This window comes from Tardiphaga sp. P9-11 (assembly GCF_008329525.1).
In the GTDB taxonomy this organism is placed as follows: Bacteria; Pseudomonadota; Alphaproteobacteria; order Rhizobiales; family Xanthobacteraceae; genus Tardiphaga.
Window position 1 is genome coordinate 148,263 of record NZ_NPKQ01000005.1, and the last position, 17,899, is coordinate 166,161.

Annotated in this window: 17 protein-coding genes and 1 pseudogene; 10 read left to right on the top strand and 8 right to left on the bottom strand. The window is 59.3% G+C overall.

From position 1 onward, the window contains the following. Positions 1-83: 83 nt before the first annotated feature. Positions 84-263, bottom strand: coding sequence for a hypothetical protein (locus tag CIW50_RS18445; RefSeq protein WP_149532665.1), 180 nt, complete (start codon positions 261-263; stop codon positions 84-86). A 201-nt stretch (positions 264-464) separates the two neighbouring features. Between CIW50_RS18445 and CIW50_RS18450 the strand changes: the two genes are divergently transcribed. The 3 genes from CIW50_RS18450 (at position 465) to CIW50_RS18460 (ending at position 2,687) form a co-directional block, all read left to right on the top strand. Further along, a complete protein-coding gene (locus CIW50_RS18450; protein ID WP_246664364.1) occupies positions 465-1,184 on the top strand; it encodes a DUF3750 domain-containing protein in 720 nt (239 codons plus the stop codon). A 74-nt stretch (positions 1,185-1,258) separates the two neighbouring features. Next, positions 1,259-2,221 carry an alpha/beta fold hydrolase gene (locus tag CIW50_RS18455; RefSeq protein WP_149532666.1) on the top strand — a complete coding sequence of 321 codons (963 nt, stop codon included), beginning with the start codon at positions 1,259-1,261 and terminating at the stop codon, positions 2,219-2,221. 40 nt (positions 2,222-2,261) lie between these two features. Next, positions 2,262-2,687: an OsmC family protein gene (locus tag CIW50_RS18460; RefSeq protein WP_149532667.1), complete on the top strand. Its 426-nt coding sequence runs from the start codon at positions 2,262-2,264 to the stop codon at positions 2,685-2,687. Between the two features lie 65 nt (positions 2,688-2,752). On the opposite strand, the gene pyk is transcribed toward CIW50_RS18460, so the two are convergent. Together pyk and CIW50_RS18470 are read right to left on the bottom strand one after the other, a co-directional pair. Continuing rightward, the gene (pyk, locus tag CIW50_RS18465; protein ID WP_149532668.1) at positions 2,753-4,186 is read right to left on the bottom strand and encodes a pyruvate kinase; all 1,434 of its coding nucleotides are present in this window, start codon (positions 4,184-4,186) and stop codon (positions 2,753-2,755) included. Then, positions 4,183-4,791 carry a DUF1036 domain-containing protein gene (locus tag CIW50_RS18470; RefSeq protein WP_149532669.1) on the bottom strand — a complete coding sequence of 203 codons (609 nt, stop codon included), beginning with the start codon at positions 4,789-4,791 and terminating at the stop codon, positions 4,183-4,185. The genes pyk and CIW50_RS18470 overlap by 4 nt, the downstream gene beginning before the upstream one ends. 179 nt (positions 4,792-4,970) lie before the next feature. On the opposite strand from CIW50_RS18470, the gene CIW50_RS18475 reads away from it, so the two are divergent. The 4 genes and pseudogenes from CIW50_RS18475 (at position 4,971) to CIW50_RS18490 (ending at position 7,584) form a co-directional block, all read left to right on the top strand. Next, a complete protein-coding gene (locus CIW50_RS18475) occupies positions 4,971-5,273 on the top strand; it encodes a DUF1244 domain-containing protein (protein WP_149532670.1) in 303 nt (100 codons plus the stop codon). A gap of 188 nt (positions 5,274-5,461) precedes the next feature. Then, positions 5,462-5,626 (top strand): annotated as a pseudogene (locus CIW50_RS18480) (GapR family DNA-binding domain-containing protein); the annotation flags it as partial. A 109-nt stretch (positions 5,627-5,735) separates the two neighbouring features. Further along, positions 5,736-6,014, top strand: coding sequence for a DUF2312 domain-containing protein (locus tag CIW50_RS18485; protein WP_149532671.1), 279 nt, complete (start codon positions 5,736-5,738; stop codon positions 6,012-6,014). 610 nt (positions 6,015-6,624) lie between these two features. Then, positions 6,625-7,584 carry a Bug family tripartite tricarboxylate transporter substrate binding protein gene (locus tag CIW50_RS18490; RefSeq protein WP_149532672.1) on the top strand — a complete coding sequence of 320 codons (960 nt, stop codon included), beginning with the start codon at positions 6,625-6,627 and terminating at the stop codon, positions 7,582-7,584. Between the two features lie 50 nt (positions 7,585-7,634). On the opposite strand, the gene CIW50_RS18495 is transcribed toward CIW50_RS18490, so the two are convergent. The 3 genes from CIW50_RS18495 to CIW50_RS18505 all read right to left on the bottom strand — a co-directional run bounded on the left by CIW50_RS18495 (position 7,635) and on the right by CIW50_RS18505 (position 10,220). Beyond that, complete coding sequence (locus tag CIW50_RS18495; RefSeq protein ID WP_246664340.1) at positions 7,635-8,780, bottom strand: MFS transporter; 1,146 nt, start codon at positions 8,778-8,780, stop codon at positions 7,635-7,637. A gap of 231 nt (positions 8,781-9,011) precedes the next feature. Then, positions 9,012-9,770 carry an SDR family oxidoreductase gene (locus CIW50_RS18500; RefSeq protein WP_149532673.1) on the bottom strand — a complete coding sequence of 253 codons (759 nt, stop codon included), beginning with the start codon at positions 9,768-9,770 and terminating at the stop codon, positions 9,012-9,014. Between the two features lie 102 nt (positions 9,771-9,872). Next, positions 9,873-10,220: a carboxymuconolactone decarboxylase family protein gene (locus tag CIW50_RS18505; RefSeq protein ID WP_149532674.1), complete on the bottom strand. Its 348-nt coding sequence runs from the start codon at positions 10,218-10,220 to the stop codon at positions 9,873-9,875. A gap of 233 nt (positions 10,221-10,453) precedes the next feature. On the opposite strand from CIW50_RS18505, the gene rclC reads away from it, so the two are divergent. After that, positions 10,454-11,110, top strand: coding sequence for a reactive chlorine resistance membrane protein RclC (rclC, locus tag CIW50_RS18510; RefSeq protein ID WP_149532675.1), 657 nt, complete (start codon positions 10,454-10,456; stop codon positions 11,108-11,110). Positions 11,111-11,538: 428 nt separating this feature from the next. Here the strand turns inward: rclC and CIW50_RS18515 are convergent, their stop codons facing one another. Continuing rightward, positions 11,539-12,183 (bottom strand): response regulator transcription factor, encoded by a 645-nt coding sequence (locus CIW50_RS18515; RefSeq protein ID WP_149532676.1) that lies wholly within the window; start codon positions 12,181-12,183, stop codon positions 11,539-11,541. 532 nt (positions 12,184-12,715) lie between these two features. Between CIW50_RS18515 and CIW50_RS18520 the strand changes: the two genes are divergently transcribed. Further along, positions 12,716-14,095 (top strand): MATE family efflux transporter, encoded by a 1,380-nt coding sequence (locus tag CIW50_RS18520; RefSeq protein WP_172980376.1) that lies wholly within the window; start codon positions 12,716-12,718, stop codon positions 14,093-14,095. Between the two features lie 28 nt (positions 14,096-14,123). After that, positions 14,124-15,131: a dicarboxylate transporter/tellurite-resistance protein TehA gene (gene tehA / locus CIW50_RS18525; RefSeq protein WP_149532678.1), complete on the top strand. Its 1,008-nt coding sequence runs from the start codon at positions 14,124-14,126 to the stop codon at positions 15,129-15,131. An 18-nt stretch (positions 15,132-15,149) separates the two neighbouring features. Here tehA and CIW50_RS18530 read toward each other — a convergent pair whose 3' ends face one another. Beyond that, positions 15,150-17,879, bottom strand: a complete 2,730-nt coding sequence (locus CIW50_RS18530; protein ID WP_172980377.1) for an ATP-binding protein — start codon at positions 17,877-17,879, stop codon at positions 15,150-15,152. Positions 17,880-17,899 lie beyond the last annotated feature (20 nt).

The window sequence follows — 17,899 nt, forward strand, 5'->3', positions numbered from 1 at the left end:
TCCACCATTCCGCAATGTCCGAAAGTGGAAGACAAAGACGAGCCGGAAGACAGGGGCGATCCAGAATAGGCACGTCAGTCGATCTAGTGCAGGACGTTATTGCCGGGCCGGATAGCACCGCGCGGGGGTGAGGCGGCATAGAGTTGCTGCAATTCCGCTTCCAGTTGCTCGTTGACCATCAGCAAAGCCTTGAGCGCGCCACGCAGGTCGTTGTTACAGGCGGATATGATTTCGTCGATCGCAACTTCGGTTGGGCTGGGCATTGACTATCTCCAGTTCAGATCATGGGGCAGTCCGCCCCGTGATCATGGCGATAACCCGGCGGATGTGGCGGCGTTCCTGTGGATAGCGTGGACAGTTTTGGCGGGGCGGGCCAACGCCACCGTTGTGGCAAAGCTGCAAAGGGTCCCCATATCCACAATATTGCTCCCGTCCACAGGCCTATCTCGGTGAGAAAATTTGTGATTGTCCTGATTGCGTTGCTCGTCGTTCCCATCGGTGTGTCGGCGGTTAAGTACTGGATGGGTGATCGCTCGGTGGATTGGCAAAGTGCGGACCGCTCCAGCGCTGGCCTGCTTCCGCCGCCTGGGGCGCATCCCGAGGCGTTGGTCCGTGTCTTTGCGGCACGGACTGTGCGTTGGCGCGGCATCTTTGCGGTCCATAGCTGGATCGTATTCAAAGAAAAAGGCGCGTTGCGCTATACTCGCTACGATTATACGGCATGGGGCGAGCCCATTCGCTTGAATGGTTTTGCCGCTGATGGTCGATGGTTCGGCGACGTGCCGACTGCGATCGCATCGGCCGATGGTGACGCGGCCACAGCAATGATCCCGAAGATCCAGACGGCGATTGCTGGCTATTCCTGGCGCTCCTATGGCGATTATCGTGCGTGGCCTGGGCCGAACTCCAACACCTTTGTCGCAGCGGTTTTGGCATCCGTGCCAGAATTGCAGGTCGCGCTACCGCCAACCGCGATCGGCAAGGACTTTCCCTATGCCGGCAAGGCCTTTGGCTGGACACCCTCCGGCACCGGCGTGCGCGCCACGCTGGGCGGCTATCTCGGTGTCACCGCAGGCTGGATCGAAGGGCTCGAGCTCAATCTGCTCGGTGCCGTATTCGGCCTCGACATCCGCCGGCCTGCGATCAAATTGCCGGGCATTGGTCGTCTCGGCGTCAGCGCGTAAGTGGCGCGCGACGCGAAACTCTTAGGGTACCGCCGCGTATCTGAACGGTGCACAAAATTTCCCGGATATCGGCAATGATATCAGTCACTGTGGTGGCCGCTTTATGCGTGCTGGCTGTGGCCACACAGGTCGGCGTGCTGGTATTCGAGCGCAAATATCCGCCAACGGGTGAGCTTGTCGACGTCACGGGTGGCCGTCTGCATGTGGTGCAGATCGGACCACGCGATGCATCTGGGCCGCCGATTGTCCTCATCCACGGCGCCACGTCGAGCATGGAGACCATGCGGCTGCCGCTCGGCAATATGCTGGCAGAAGAACACCGCGTCATCCTGATCGACCGTCCCGGCTTTGGCTGGGGCTTGCGTGACGATTTGCCGAACTCTTCTCCGGCGAAGCAGGCGAGGATGATCGACGAAGCGCTCGAAAAACTCGGTGTTGATCCGGCGATCGTCGTGGTGCATTCCCTTGCCGGCGCATTGGGTGCACTGATGGCGCTGGACTATCCGCATCGCGTGGCGGGTCTGGTGATGCTGGCGGGTGTCACTCATCCCTGGCCCGGTGGCGTTGGCATCTATAACGAGATCGTTACCACGCCGGTGATAGGCAAGCTGCTGGCCTATACGATCACGCTGCCGCTCGGTTATTTCCTGACCGACATCGGAGGCCGCGCAGTGTTTACGCCGCAGGCCATGCCGGACGGCTATATCGAACAGACAGCGACGCCACTCGTATTGCGGCCACGCAACTTCCTCGCCAATGCGTGGGATCTGGTGACACTGAAGTCTGCGGTCGTGGCGCAGGCGTTGCGCTATGCTGACATCAAAGTGCCGACTGTTGTCATTGCGGGCTCTGCCGATACCATCGTGTCGCCAGAGATTCATTCGAGGTATTTCGCGAAAACGGTGCCGGGCGCCAAACTAATCGTGCTCCCGGGCGTTGGTCACATGGTGCAAAACGCCGCCCCGGACCTTATCATCGGTGAGGTCGAGAAGATGATCTTGGCCGCTGACACAAAACCGAAGGCGGCGTCGCGCTAGTCCCACTCGATCGACTTCAAACCAAATTGAGGAGAATTGTATGACCGCGACTTTCGGTTCGGCCAAATGGCAGGGTGGCATCAAGGACGGCAAGGGATCGATTTCCACCAAGAGTGGCGCGCTCGCCGACTATCCCTATGGCTTCGCCAGCCGCTTCGAAGGCAAGCCGGGCTCCAATCCCGAAGAACTGATCGGAGCGGCCCATGCCGCCTGCTTCACCATGGCGCTGTCGCTGATCCTCGGCGAAGCAGGGTTGAGGGCAGACAACATGGAAACCAAGGCCGACGTGACGCTGGAAAAGCAGGGCGACGGTTTCGCCATCACCAAGGTGCATCTCACTCTGTCGGCTTCCATTCCCGGCGCCGACAAGGCGAAGTTTGACGAACTCACGGCGATGGCCAAGGCCGGCTGTCCGGTCTCGAAGGTGTTGAAAGCCGAGATCACGCTCGACGCAACGCTGCTCTAGGCAGCATACGCTTCTGGCGTTACTGCCCTCTCCCTACGCAAGCAGGGAGAGGGCGAAGCAGCGAACTACATATCCGCGTCGTTTGGCCCGACATAAGCGATGCGCACCATGTTGGTCGCGCCCGGCGTACCAAGCGGTACACCTGCCACGATGATGATGCGCTGGCCGGCTTTGGCGAAGCCGTCGCGGAATGCGATTCGTCCGGCGCGATCGACCATATCGTCGAGATTCTTCGCATCCTCCGCCACGACGCAATGTACGCCCCACACCACCGACAGCTTGCGACCGGCAGCCAGGTTTGGTGTGATTGCTACGACCGGTGGCTTCGGCCGCTCGCGCGCCACACGCATCGCAGTCGAGCCTGAACTGGTCCAGCAGATGATCGCTGACAGATCGAGCGTCTCGGCGATCTGCCGCGCGGCGTCTGCGATAGCATCGCCGGCGGTGGGCTCCGGCTCGGGCCGCTGCGCCATGAGTACCGTGCGATAGGTCGGATCGCGTTCAACTTCCTCACCGATACGGTTCATCGTCGAGACGGCTTCGACCGGGAATTTGCCGGCAGCTGATTCGGCCGACAGCATGACGGCGTCGGCGCCTTCATATATGGCCGTCGCCACATCCGAGACTTCGGCGCGGGTGGGCACCGGGCTCTGGATCATCGACTCCAGCATCTGTGTGGCGACGACGACGGGTTTGCCGGCGCGGCGGGCCATGCGCGTCATGCGCTTTTGTAGACTTGGTACCCGTTCCAGCGGCAGTTCGACGCCGAGGTCGCCGCGCGCAACCATCAGTGCGTCGGAGGCTTCGAGAATGCTATCGAGACGGTCGATCGCCTGCGGCTTCTCGATCTTCGACATGATGGATGCGCGGCCGCGCACCAGCCGCTTGGCTTCATGCACGTCCTCGGCGCGCTGCACGAAGGACAGGGCTATCCAGTCGATGCCGGTCTCGAGTGCGGCTTCCAGATCCAGGCGGTCCTTCGGCGTCATTGCCGACACCGGCAGGTCCGTATCGGGCAGGCTGACGCCCTTGCGATCGGAGATGCGGCCGCCGACCACCACGCGCGTCACCGCGCGGTCGTTCGATGTCTCCTCAGCAATCAGCCGCAGTTTGCCGTCGTCGATCAGCAGGGCGTGGCCCGGGCGAAGTGCGGCGAGAATTTCCGGATGTGGCAGGTGCACGCGGGTGGCGTCGCCGGGTGCGGGATCGGAATCCAGTATGAAGCTCTCGCCGTTCTTGAGCTGTACGCCGCCTTCAGCAAAGGCGCCGACGCGCAGCTTCGGGCCCTGCAGATCGACCAGAATGCCGATCGGGCGGCCGTAGCTGCTCTCGACATTCCGGATGGTCTTCACCAGCTCGCGCATCTTGTCATGCGGCGTGTGGCTCATATTGATGCGAAACACGTCGGCACCAGCCTCGAACAGCTTGCGGATCATCGCACTGTCCGAGGAGGCTGGGCCCAGCGTGGCCAGAATCTTGATGCGGCGTTGACGTCTCATTGTTTGCCTCCCGGCGGAATTGATGGCGGCAGGGTTGTTGACCCGCCCGGGGGCGTGCCACCTGGCGTATTGGGTAGGCCGGGGAAACCCGCACCAGGCGCGCCTGGAGGCGGTCCGGTCGGCCCCGGAATGCCCGGTAGCTTCGGCGGCTGCTCGTTAGTTTCGGTCAGTTGCACCGTCCAGGCGCGCTGTTCGCCGGTGTCGACCTCAAAAAAGCCGGTCCGGTCAAAGCCGCGTGCGAGGCAATTTTCGGTGCCCTTAATGGTAAATTCCTTGTCACGGGAACACATGAAGGCTTGACCCGACCATTCGCCGCCCCGGTCATAGTCGAGCGCGTAGATATAATAATACCGGGCAACCAGCGTTCCTCGCAGCAAGGTCTCGCAGGCTCGCGATGAGACGTTCCACCAGCCCTCGGTGGTCCAGCCTTCGGCATCCTTGTAACCCAGCGCAATCCCGACCCGGCTTGAGGTGTTGTTGCACAGCCGGAAATCAGCCGCCGCGGGGCTCGCCGACAGGCACGCCAGCGCCAGCGCCAGCACGGGCAACAGGCTGGTGAGGGGGAGGCGTCGGAACGGGCGGGGACGGGAATCTGTTGCGATCATGCGGCGAAGCTATCTCAATTCATTGACGATTTCGCGTGACCCGGCGAGCCTGTCAACGGCCGCGGAACCAATTCTGCCCAGTCGGGCGGGTTTGCGCTGTGATATGGCAAAATCTGTGACAGCGCCCATGTTACACGAAGACGACAGACCGGTATCGGGCGCAACAGCGAGACCTCCTTATGGCCATTGACGACAAGACCCAAACCGAACTCGAAGCCGCCGCCTTTCGCCGGCTGGTTGACCATTTGCGCGGTCGCACCGATGTGCAGAATATCGATCTGATGAATCTGGCCGGTTTCTGTCGCAACTGCCTGTCAAACTGGCTGAAGGACGCTGCCGACGCCAAGGGCGTGGAGATGACCAAGGATGAGAGCCGCGAAGCGATTTACGGCATGCCTTACGAGACCTGGAAATCGCTGCATCAGGCCGAGGCCAAGCCCGAACAAATTGAGGCCATGAAGAAAGTGCACAGCGGGCACTGACGATTTCTCGTTTTTTTGAGGCATGAGATCAAAGCTGTGGGGGCGCTGTGGATGACCGCGAAGGCGCCTTGACGCAGGGCGCCGTGGTCTTGAGTGTCATTTCCTTAAGATTAATGCGCGCATAACGCTGCGCACTCAAACCCACCCCATATCCGCTTAAAGCAACATCAGTTCACCAGGAGTTTTCGATGGCCACCTCTGCTGCGTCCGTGCTGGACGATCAGGCGACACATTCTTTCGCCAAGGATCAGCTCAAGGCCATCGTCGAGCGTATCGAGCGCCTTGAAGAAGAAAAGAAGACGATCTCGGACGACATCAAGGATGTCTATGGCGAAGCCAAGGGTAACGGTTTCTAATCGACCCTTCTTCACGATTGTAACAGAAACATCAAGGGCTTAGTCGGCGCTGTGTCGCCTGTGACTTTTCGCCCCATTTCAGCGGTCAAATCGAGAGAAAATCGCCATGTCAGCGACAGCTACAGCTACCAAAGACGCCACTGGTTCGCACAACGTTGCGGCAGCCGAACTGAGGCAGTTCGTAGAACGCATCGAACGCTTGGAGGAGGAGAAGAAGACCATCTCCGACGACATTAAGGACGTGTTTGCCGAACTGAAGGGGCGGGGTTACGACGTAAAGGCGGTCCGGCAGATTATTAAAATCCGGAAGCAGGACGAGAACGAGCGCCAGGAGATGGAGGCCATCCTTGAAACCTATCTGCAGGCCCTTGGAATGATCGTCTAATTCTATGAGCGTTGCGTTGGATGGGTGGGTATTCCTATGGGGAACCCGCCCATCCCTCAGCCTATTGGTGGACCAAGTTAAGGTTGTGGTGCTCCGTCCGTCATGGAGAACGGGCCTGCGCAGCGGCTCGCCAAATTGCGAGCAAGCAGGGCCGTTCCTTGCTCGATTGATCAGTGTCCGCATCGACCAGTTCTTAGCGGTCGGATAGGGCGACCATTGATACGAAATGGTTCGTCCATAATACTGTCATGTCGGCCCAGCCCTCACCAGGAAGAGCTCATTCCGACCTTCCATTATCGGAAGACCCTGCACCGTAAGGGTTCGAACCCGGGTAGCCATGAGGTCCACTTCTCGGCCCGCTTCGGCTTGCGAAAGCGATAAAGAATGCAGGGCACGATCGAAATACGTGCGGTCGCATGGCAGGTTCGCTCGGCTTTTCTTGTCCAGCGGATGTGCATAAAGCCTATCAAGATTTCCGCCGATCCAAGGAGCCAATAACGCAACGGTACCACGACTCGCCGTTACGCGGATGAGCGGGCGTTGCGCGTGAAAGGGAGTATACTTCGCGATACCACGGTATCTATTATGGAACAGCAAGTAACAGGTCGAGATGCTCGTTCGCTGCCTTTTCATCGTCGCCGCGTTTCTGTCGTTTAGTTTCGTACGAGAAGCGAGAGCGGAATATCCGGATCGACCGATCCATCTGATAGTCGCGTTGCCACCCGGCGGATCGGTGGACGTTGTAGCTCGTATTCTTGCCGAGAAGGTCAGCGCTAGCCTCGGCGAACCAATCGTTGTTGAGAACAGACCGGGAGCCTCGGGCATCGTTGCCGCGGAAGCGGTCTCTACGGCCGAACCTGACGGCTATACGGTTCTTTTCACCACATCGGCGCTAACCACGAGTCCGTGGATGTTGTCGTCGTCGTTTGATCCCGTCAAGAGTTTGCTGCCCGTAGTCCTGGTCGCTCGTGCGGCTTATGTTCTGGTCGTGAGGCCCAGCCTAGGTGTGAATTCACTCGATGAATTCGTTGCCTTGGCAAAAGCGCAGCCAGGCAAGCTTAATTGCTCGACTTACGGTGTAGGGTCTCCTCCTCATCTGGCCCTGGAAATGCTAAAAGACGCCGCCGGGCTCGACATTGTTCACATTCCTTATCGAGGATTTGGACAAGCCCTCCCGGATATGATGTCCGGCCTACTCTCCTGTGCCATGGAAATTCCGGCGAACGTGGAGCAGCAAATCCGTGTAAACAATCTGAAAGCCATTGCTGTCACTACCGCCAAACCGATCGATATCTTCCCGGGTGTGCCTCCGATTGCAACACGTTTTCCAAAGGTGATAGTTGATGGCTGGCAAGGAGTTCTGGTTCCGGAGCGAACACCCCAGTCGGTCGTAAGCCGGCTCAACATGGAATTTGTGAAAGCTTTACGAAATCCGGATACGGTCAAGCGGTTGCGAGAACTTGGCTTTGAGCCGATCGGCAACGACAGCGCAACGGCGGCGACCGTGTTCAGAAATGACTATGAGCGATTCGGGGTTATTCTGAACGAGATGAAGGGCACGCAACGGTGAATTCCGGCATCGGCTGAGCCCACGTCATCTGTCATTCCAGCTCGTAAAATCTAGGCCGCTCGGGAGCGGAACATTAGGAAGAGCGCGAGTGCGACCAACTCGGACATTGCCGCCACCATGCCGAGCTGTGCGATCGCGTCATTCGCCAGAATGACCGAGCCGATCGAACTGCCGACCGCAAAGCCTGCGTACATCACCGACGTGTTCAACGACAGAGTGACGGAAGCGGACGGCAAACCGCCAGCGGCGATCAGGTGTGCCATTTGTGCGGGAAAGAAGCCCCAGACCGTCAGCCCCCACAACGCGATTGCGAGCAGAACAGGGATCAAGGCACTTGTTGGCGACAGCAGTCCGTTGCTTGCCGACAGGACGAGGAAGGAAAGCGCCAAGAGCAGGAGCATGGGCGCGATGACCCGAGCCGATCCGAGCTTGTCATTGAGATAGCCGCCGATCACGACGCCTGCCGCTGCGGACACTCCCCAGAGGGAGACCGATGCGCTGATGCCGCCAACTCCGAAGCCGAGTGTCGACGCTAGATAGGGCGCGATGAACGGATAGGCAATGAAGGCACCGATAGACCAGAACGCGCTCACCGAGAGCGCTTTCAGCACCGCCGGTTCGCCGGCAACTTGCGCCCGTTGACGGAAACCGGGCACGGCGACGCCGCCCCCAGCGCCGTTCTCGAGGCCAAGCATGATGCCGATCGCCGCGACCGCCGCCATTACGCCGACAGCGAAGAAGGTGGCCCTCCATCCGAATGCGTGACCGATCATCGCGCCCAACGGCAGACCAAGAGCAATCGCGATCGTCATGCCGCCGCTGACGATGGCTAGCGCTCTGCCACGCAGTTCTCCCTTAACGATCGCACCAGCAAGCGCGTTGGCGTTCGGAATGTAGAGCCCGGCGGCCACGGCGAGCATGACGCGTGCGATGAGTAGTCCCGTGAAGCTCTGCGAAGACCAAGCTACGAGGTTCGCTATCGCGAAGGCTACCATCGTGCTGATGAGCAGCCTGCGCCGGTCGAAGCGCGCGGTGAGAACGGTAAGGATTGGGGAAGAGATCGCAAGCGTAAGAGTGAAGACGGTCACAAGAAGCGCCACGCTGGAGATGGGGCGGAGGAAATCCCCCGCCATCTCGGGAAGCAGCGGCGCGATCATGAAGCCTTCTGTGCCGATGGCGAATGTGCCCAATGCCATGCAGAAGACCGGAAGCATGCCGGAGTTGGGCGCCTGAGGTGCGACGGACGCGGGCCGTCCGCCGTCCGGCGGAGGAATGGGATCCCCCGTCCTTGCGAAACTAAGGATGCGCGCAGCCCCGAGCGAAACTCCGGTCTCTATCATGGCATTGTCCCTCATCGTGTTTATCCTTGGGGGCAAAACGGTTGGACGGAACCGGCTCGACGAGGTTCGTCGCACCGGTTCTGGAAGTCAGACCGGAATCGGTTCTGCCGCGAGGTATTCGTTGAACTGATTCACCCAGGCATGCTCGTTCGGGCCAGCGTTGTCCCGCATCTTCCGGGCCGATTCGACTACCACTTCAAAAGCATCGGTGGCCAACCCCGCCATCGTCTGCCCGATGAAGGCTTCGAGCGGCATGGCGCGCGGATCGCCGGACTTCTTGACGAGGTCGGTGTTCACCCAAGGCGGTGCGATTTCCTGCAGCGAGACGTTCGAGTTGCGCAGCTGGAAACGCTGAGAAAGCGAATATGAGTGCAACGCCGCTTTCGATGCTGAATAGACCGCGTTGGACGCCAGCGGCGTAAACCCGAGAATCGACGTATTGTTGATGATGACCGAATAATTCTGCGCCTTGAGATGCTCGATCAGAGCCGATGTCATCCGGATCGGACCAAGGAAGTTCGTCGTCAATATCTGTTGAGCGACTTCGTCGTCCATCGGGCCAGACGCGTCGTCGAACGGCATGATGCCTGCGTTGTTGATGAGGACGTTGAGCGCTGGATAAGTGGTCAGCAGCGAAGCCGCGGCGCGCTTGATATCCGACGGGTCGGTGATGTCGAGACGGATACCCTCGATGCCAGGGTTGGCGTCCGAGATCTCGTCGAGCAAGTCCCGCCTGCGTCCGGCGATGATTACCTTGTTGCCGAGTTTGTGGAATGCTTCGGCCAGGCCTCGACCGATGCCGGAAGTGCTGCCGGTGATGAGAATGGTGTTATCCGTCATCTTCATGATGAATGTCCTTTCAATGAAACCGTGGAAATGATGCCGATCTCGCTTTGGCTTCTTCCGCTTTGCGAGACATGGAATTGGATTCTCCGTCGAAGATCGGAATCAGGTCTCTTCGAGGGCACCGAACGCGTCGAGCGTACGAAGCGAATAGACCGTCGCTGCGCCAGCATTCACGCTGATCGCGATGCCCAGAGCTTCGGCGATCTCCTCCTTCGTCGCGCCCGCCTTGCGTGCTTGCGCGGTATGAACGGTGATGCAGCCGTCGCACCGCAATGTCACGGACACGGCTAATGAGATGAGCTCGCGAAGCTTCGCATCGAGCGAGCCCGTCTTCGAATTCGCCTGACTCAATTGTACGTAGCCCTTCACGGTGTCGGGGCTGAGCACGCCTAGCTCTTTGACGCCGGCATTCACCTGACGTCGGTAGTTATTCCAGTCCATCATCGTCATATCGAACTCTCTTTGCTCGTTGGCTCGCGCGAGGTAGGCGCCACCGTCTGACTACAGATCGGACATCTGGATGCAGTCGGATAGGCATACTCACGTATGATATCGAGGTGGAGAGTGCGTGGACCGCGTAGAGATCATCCATATGCAGGGGCCGGCCTAAGCTTTCGTATGATTACTATCGAGACCGTAGCCCCTCGATATTGGAGGCTCAGCTAACTCATCGGGAGACCACCATGCATCATATTGTAGTACGCGCTCTTGAAATCATCGCTAGTCATCGATCGAACGGGATCGGCATCGTCGCGATGAAACTCGCTATCGCCATCATCTTTATTTGGATCGGAATGTTAAAATTTGTGCCGTACGAAGCGGACAGCATCACCCCATTCGTCGCTAATAGCCCCTTCATGTCGTTCTTCTACGCGCACCCGGGCGACTACGCCGCGCATCTCACCAAAGAAGGCTCGCTCGTGCCGGTGCAGCGCGTGTGGCAGGTTGCGAACCATACCTATGCGTTCTCGCGTGGCTTGGGTGTGGTTGAGTTTGCAATCGGTGTCCTCACTCTTGCGGGCTTGTTTTCGCGTTGGCTGGGATTGATCGGTGTGATCTTGGCCTTCGCCACTCCCTTCGTGACTTTGTCGTTCTTAGTGACGACGCCGGAGGCCTGGGTGCCAGCGCTCGGGGACGCGGAATTCGGTTTTCCATACTTGTCGGGAGCCGGGCGCCTAGTCCTAAAAGACGTGGCGATTCTCGCGGGCGCGTGGCTGGTCATCGTCGATACGGCACGAACAATTGTCATCGAACGAAGCGCGCGGCGATCCGCTGGGGCGCATACAGCGGGGCAGGTCGTCCATCAGGCACCGCCTGAGCATCCGCAGGCGGCCGAATAGGTTACGAGTTATCCGAAGTAGAACACTGTGTCGTGATAGCCGGAGCAACACGGCTGTCGCGGCAATATGCCGATAGTTGATCTTGCAGCGCGCAGGGCATTGTCTGGAAATTTCCGTGCTTTCATGAGCCGCTCCATGCCGCGAAACAGAGAGGGGCCGATGCCGTTCTCGGCGGATACGTCGGTTCCTCCGAACTAATCGCAGAGCTTCGGCCGATCGGCTCGGAATCGAGGGAATTTCACGGATTCACTGTGGTGCGAGTGGAAGATGGCTTCTCCTTGCCTGAGGGACGTAGAGGCGGAGAAGCCATCTTCAATCGTCCGGACGCGGGGGATCAGCGTTCGGACATCAGTGAAAGCGCCGCGTTTAGGAGGGATGACCGTTGAACAGGAGCGTCGCGGGGCGGAACCCGGCAGAACGAGTCTCGATCAATCCTTGTCGGCGAGTTCGACTGCTCGAACGAGGTCCGGCACGGTCCGTACGCCCATCTTCCTCATCATCGATCCGCGATGTAGTTTCACAGTGATCTCACTGAGGCCGAGAGCGCCCGCGATCTGTTTATTCATAAGACCGCGGACGACGAGCTCCATGACCTGCCGTTCCCGCGGGGTGAGTTTCGCCACGAGCTCGGTCGCGGAAGTCCGACGTGCGTGATCGGCCGATCTTTCACGATCTTTGCGTAGAGCCAGTTGAATGGAAGACATCAATTGTTCGTCCGCCAGTGGTTTGAGCAGAAAGTCCACGGCACCGGCCTTCATTCCTCTGACCGACCAACTGACGTCAGCATGTTCGGTCATCAGGACGACCGGCATATGGATTCCCACTGCAGGCAGCAACTCCTGAAAATCCAGTCCGTTTGCGGTCGGAAATTCGATGCTCAGCAGCAGGCACCCAGCGTCCCTTTTGTCGCGTCGATTGACGAAAGCGGCCGGGGATTTAAAATTCTGAGCCTCGAAACCGAACGACCTAAGGCGGTCGGTGATGTTCTCCGCCAAACTCACGTCGTCCTCGATAACGTGTACCAGACCGTGTGGCAGTGCCGGGTCGCCGGCTTGCGCGATCGTGTTCAACATCTGCTCTTTCCTCTTGCAGGACTACGGTCGGCTCCAGATGCTGAGTCCGAAGGGGCCTTGAGCCAAGGATCCAAAGCGAACGCAGCGCCAGCACGACCGGCTCGCGAAGGAACATCTGCCCGAATCCCGGAAATCGCGAGTTTAGAGATGTAAAATCGTCTGAACACGTTGTTGCGGCGGCAGTCGAGGGTTGAAGCTTGGATTAATAATATACCGGAAATTGCTGATGGCGCCCGAGGACGGAGCGCCTTTGGATTGCCACGGACGGGTTCAATCGAAATGGGCTCGTCACGCGCCACCCATCTGCCGTTGCCGGGCGGGCTTGGATTGGGATCGCCTCGCGCTCCGCCGATTCTTGATCAGCCGCTCCGATCCGAGAGCGATCGTCACGCCCATACACTCGTATAGTTAGCAAGCGCTCCGCGTAGGTTCATGCTGACAATAACGCTCGTCGGTCTAGGCCTGCGAATGAAAACACGAATTTGCGCCAAAAGGTGAGCGGCCCACGCTGCGAAGAAAAATGACAGAGGAAATGTCTGGACCTGCTCCAGCCGAGCTGGACCCCCGCACTAAGCGTCTCCTGGAAGGCTCGATACTGTCGAACATCGTCAGGCTCGCGGTACCGAACACGACCGTCATGGCGGTTCAGGTCATCATCGGACTGCTCGAAGTCTACTTCGTGTCCGGCCTCGGCGTCGACGCGCTGGCGGGAGTTTCACAGGTCTTCCCGCTCGTATCGCTCATGATAGCGGTGTCCCAAGGGGCCGTGGGCGGGGGAATAGTTACTGCGATCGCGCGTTGCTTGGGGCGGGGCGAACTCAGATCGGCGAGCGAATATGCGTGGTACTCCCTCGCCTTCAGTGCGGTGTTCGGTCTGCTTACGACCACAGTTATGGAGTGCTTCGGATCGGATCTATATCGCTTGATGGGAGCGCATGATGCGACGCTCGAGATCGCAAACTCGTATTCGAGGATAATCTTCGGCGGCGTCGTCTTGATGTGGAGCTTTAATCTACTGATGGCGAGCATCCGCGGCACCGGAAACCTCGTGGTACCCGTCGTTGTAGTCTGTTCCTGCGCGGTGATCGTCATTCCGCTCTCTCCGTTCCTAATTTACGGGGGATGGGGAATGCACGGGTTGGGGGCAGCCGGCGGAGCTGTTGCAATGCTCGTCTACTATGGCATGGGAACGGTCGCTTATGGATTGTTCATCTGGCTTCACAAGGGTGTGTTGATGCCGACGAAATCCGTTCCTCGCCTGACCCTTGCTCCGGCATTGGGTGTTCTGCGGATCGGAGGAATGTCGGCGTTGGTCGGAAGCAGCACCAACCTCACGCTTGCGATCGTCACGGCATACGTCGGGCTTCACGGAACAGAAGCGCTGGCCGGTTACGGCTCGGCTTCAAGACTGGAATTTCTCCTCGTGCCTCTTTCGTACGGAGTGGGCGGCCCCGTTGGGATTCTCGTGAGCACGAATCTTGGAGCGGGGCAGGTCGACCGTGCGGTCAAGGCGTCCTGGTTGGGAGTGGCCATCGCGGCCGGCGTGACTGAAGCTATCGGGGTTTGTGCGGCGCTGTTACCCGATGTATGGACGGGAATTTTCACCTCGGACCCTGTCGTTCAGTCGGTCGGAGCACAATATCTGCGTGTCGTCGGACCGTTCTTTGGCTTCTTCGGAATAGGTTACGTCCTTTATTGCACGGGGCAGGCAACAGGCCGGTTGGCTCTACCCGTGTTCGGCGCGCTGACAAGAGCGGCGATCGCGATCGTGGGCGGCTACTTACTGCTGGGCATACACGGCAATCTGCGGTCAAATTTCGTGGCTGTCTCGGTCGGCATGGTCTGTTTCGGGCTCGCGGCGTTGCCGGCGCTGGTGGCCCGTGTCGGCTACAAGCCGCGAAGTGCGCGGTAACCTCATTGAACTGTCGGAGTTAGGGGACATGATGTCTGATAAACCGCAAATGCCGGCGATCTTGAACATTCCGGCAAGCTTTTTTGGAATCGTACTGGGGCTTGCCGGCCTTGGTGGGTGTTGGAGGGTCGCGTCACGCCTATGGTCGCTTCCTGCAGCCGTAGGCGAAGGCATCGTGGCAATTGCGGTGATCGTCTGGGCGCTATTGAGCGCGCTCTACGTCGGAAAATGGGTGTGGGGAAGGAAAGCGGCTCTGACGGAGTTCGACCACCCGATCCAATGCTGCTTCATCGGACTTATGCCCGTATCGACGATGTTGGTCGGCATCGCGATCCTCCCGTACAGCTACGTTGGGGCAGCGATCATTGGCGCCGTCGGAGCGGTAGGGCAGATTGCCTTCGCAGTCTACCGAACTGGGCTCCTTTGGACGGGTGGGCGAGCACAGACGACAACGACGCCGATCTTGTACCTGCCGACGGTCGCTGGCAATCTGGTGACGGCGAACCTCGCATCCGCCCTCGGTATAGGCGATCTCGCCGCGATGTTCTTCGGTGCCGGAGTGCTCGCGTGGCTCGCGCTTGAGTCGGTCTTAATGCATCGCCTTTATACACAAGAGCCGATGGCGATGCCGCTCCGCCCCACGCTGGGAATACAGCTCGCGCCTCCCGTCGTTGCGTGCTCAGCGTATCTATCGTTGACGACCGGAGCCCCCGACTTAGTCGCCAAGGGCCTGCTCGGATACGGCATACTCCTGGCCCTGATACTGATCAGGTTGCTGCCATGGATCATGGAAGGAGCTTTTTCCCCGGGCTATTGGGCGTTCACATTCGGCATGACCGCACTGTCGTACGATGCCATGCGGATGGCCGAACGAGGTGCGGGCGGCGGCTTCGAGATATTGGCAATAGTGCTTTTCGTCTTGGTCAACCTAGGGATCGCCGCAATCGCGATCGCGACGTTGCGCTTGCTGTTCGAGCGGCGTCTTCTGCCGCCTCCGGCAGCTGCCGTCCCGACCACTCCGGTCAGAGTCGTCTGAACCCGGCGATTTCGACGGTCAGGCTTGGAGGGATTGGAGGATCGAATTCGCGGCCGAGAGATCGCGCGTTTCGAAGCCTTCAGTGAACTGGGCATATGTCTTCAAGAGGAGGTCCCGCCCTCGCTTCCTTTGACCTCGTTCTGCCAGATGAGTCGCGAGAGTCGTGGCGGTTCGAAGCTCCCAGCTGAGAGCGCCTTGTGCTTGGGCGAGTGCCAGGGATTGCTCGAGAAGCTTCTCCTTGACCTCGGCGTCGGGGGTCACGGTCGCCTGAATTCTGAGGAGCTCAGGCGAGCACCAGCGGTCTGGACCGGATTGCAATCTCTCTACGACATCGAGTGTGATGAAGTCTGAACTGACGGTGACCATGAGTTCGTCGATGAAGGGGTTGTGGTGCGCGTCACTCTCCATGAAGTGGCTCTCCCTGCTTCCCTCTCCCGTGAGGTGGGCAAGCATCCTGAGGTAATGAGTCGCGAAATTGGCCCAATGAGGATAGCCGTAACTGGACGTTATGTTGAGGAGCTTGTCAGTGTATAGCCGCGCCTTTTCATAGTCGCCGGTCCAGAAGTAGATCGGACAGAGTCCCACCACGAGGCTGTAGCACATTGAAAGTACGTGCTGCTTGCGCGTCGCCAGTTCGAAACAGGATTCCGCCATCCTGAGAGCCTGCTCCGGCTCTCCTTTAAGCCAATACAGGCGGGAGATGAGAGCTTCGCACGCCACGCGCGGATCTAGAAGCAGCGCGGACGATTCGCTATCAAGGTTGGATTGCCTCTTGGCGATCTCGCGCGCGAATGTGATCGCCTCGTTCTGTCTGCCGATCCAATGAAGCGACAGGGCCCTCATACGCAAGTTCGTCAGGTGTTCGCCTTCTTCTGCCGCGGGGTCGATCAGCTTCGCGTGTTGCTCTGCAATCCGCAGCGCGTTGGACTCGTCGCCCGCAATGCTCATGGCGCGCCATAGGCCCCAAAGGGCCAAGCGGCGATTTGGCTTGTCCTGTAGTTTTTCAGCGAGCGAGGCCGCTTCGGTGAAGTAGCTGCTCATGACTTTCGGGTCGCCGCTCGTATGCCAGGTCGCGAAACCGAGAGCTATGTTCAGATGCATCCTTTCATTCGGCATGTCCTCCTGCTGCTCGTCGAGAGCGGATAGCGCCGTCAGCAAATGTTTTCGGTATTCGCTGGTCAGAGAGAGGCGAAACCACAGGGCGGACGACGCGGCGACGAGGCGAATGCCGCTGCGGATCTCATCATCCGAAGAGAATGCCCATCTGATTGTGGCGCGCAGATCGTTGATCAGGATGCCGAACGATTCTAGCCAGGATTGCGCGGACTGTGCGCCCCATCCCGCCTCCGCCCGGTTGGCCGCATCAAGAAGGCAGGTAAGATGTCGCCGCTTCATGGCGACTTTGAAGTCGGACTGGTCCAACTTCACCGTGGCGTACGCGCGCGTCGCATCCAAAAGTCGGTACCTCGGCTCGTCGCCGCTCAGTTCGGCGGAAATGAGCGAGTTGGAAACCAGCTTCTGGAAGCTTTCCCGAAATTCGCTCAGGCCTGTCGAAAGCGCGCCGGCGACTGTCTCGGCGGCGCGGAGACGGAACGGCCCTTGAAAAACGGAGATCGCGGTGAGGATCGATCTCTCTGTCTCGTCGAGAAGCGTAAAGCTCCAGTCGATGAGCGCATCAAGCGTCTGATGGCGGTCCGGCGCCGTTCGCCGCCCGCTCCATAGCATGCGGACGCGATCATCCAGGGCATCGTTCAACGCCGCCAACGTATAGACGTCGCAGCGGGCGGCCGCCAGTTCGATGGCGAGGGGCAAGCCATCCAGTTTCCGGCAGATTTCCGCGACGACTGGCGCATTCTCCTCGTTGAGCTCACCAATTCCTTCCGCTGCGGACGCGCGCTCGAGAAAGAGTTGGACGGCGGGGTAAGCGGCGACCTGCTCCACCGTGAGGCTGGGAGTATCAGAGGGGACTCTCAATGGTCCGACCCGCAGGACGTGCTCGCCACGTGCGCGCAAAGGCTCGCGGCTGGTCGCGAGAATGTGGACCGAGGGGGCGTTGGAGAAGATCGCCTCTACGATCGGTGCTATCCCCTCGAGCAGGTGCTCGCAGTTGTCGAGCACGATCAGGAGCTTCTTTTCACGAAGAAATTTCAGGAGTCCGATTTGCGGGTCGCTCGTGGAAACCGCGAGGCCGAGGGAGGAGGCGATCGTACTGGTCACAAGTGCTGGGTCGGCCAACGGTGAAAAATCGACAAAGCAGACCGCCTCGTCGAACGTGGTGTTTAGTCGCTGACCGGCAACGAGTGCGATGGTGGTTTTGCCGACTCCTCCTGGGCCCACGATCGATATGAAGCGTTTCGACGAGAGCTTGTCGTAGACCTGCTCGATCGTCGTCTCGCGGCCGATGAGGCGGAGCGGAAACTGAGGCGGCCTTCTTAGCTTCTCTCGGTAAAATATTTCTGGATTGGCGGTCTTGCCGGCCACCGCGGTGACCTCGGCGGACAGGCAATATCCACGCCCGGCAACGTTCTTGATAAAGCCATCGCCGAGGATCTTCCGAAGGTTGGAAATGTGGACCCTGATGACCACGTCTTCCACGTGGAGGTCCTTCCAAACCGCCTCTTTCAATTCGGCGACGGTAACTAGCTCGTTGGATGTCCGGATGAAAGCCAAAAGGATATCGAACGCACGTGCTCCGATCGGGACCGCCTTGTTCGCCTTCTCAAGCGACCGGATGGCGGGACGGAGCACGAAGTCGCCGAACTGAAAAG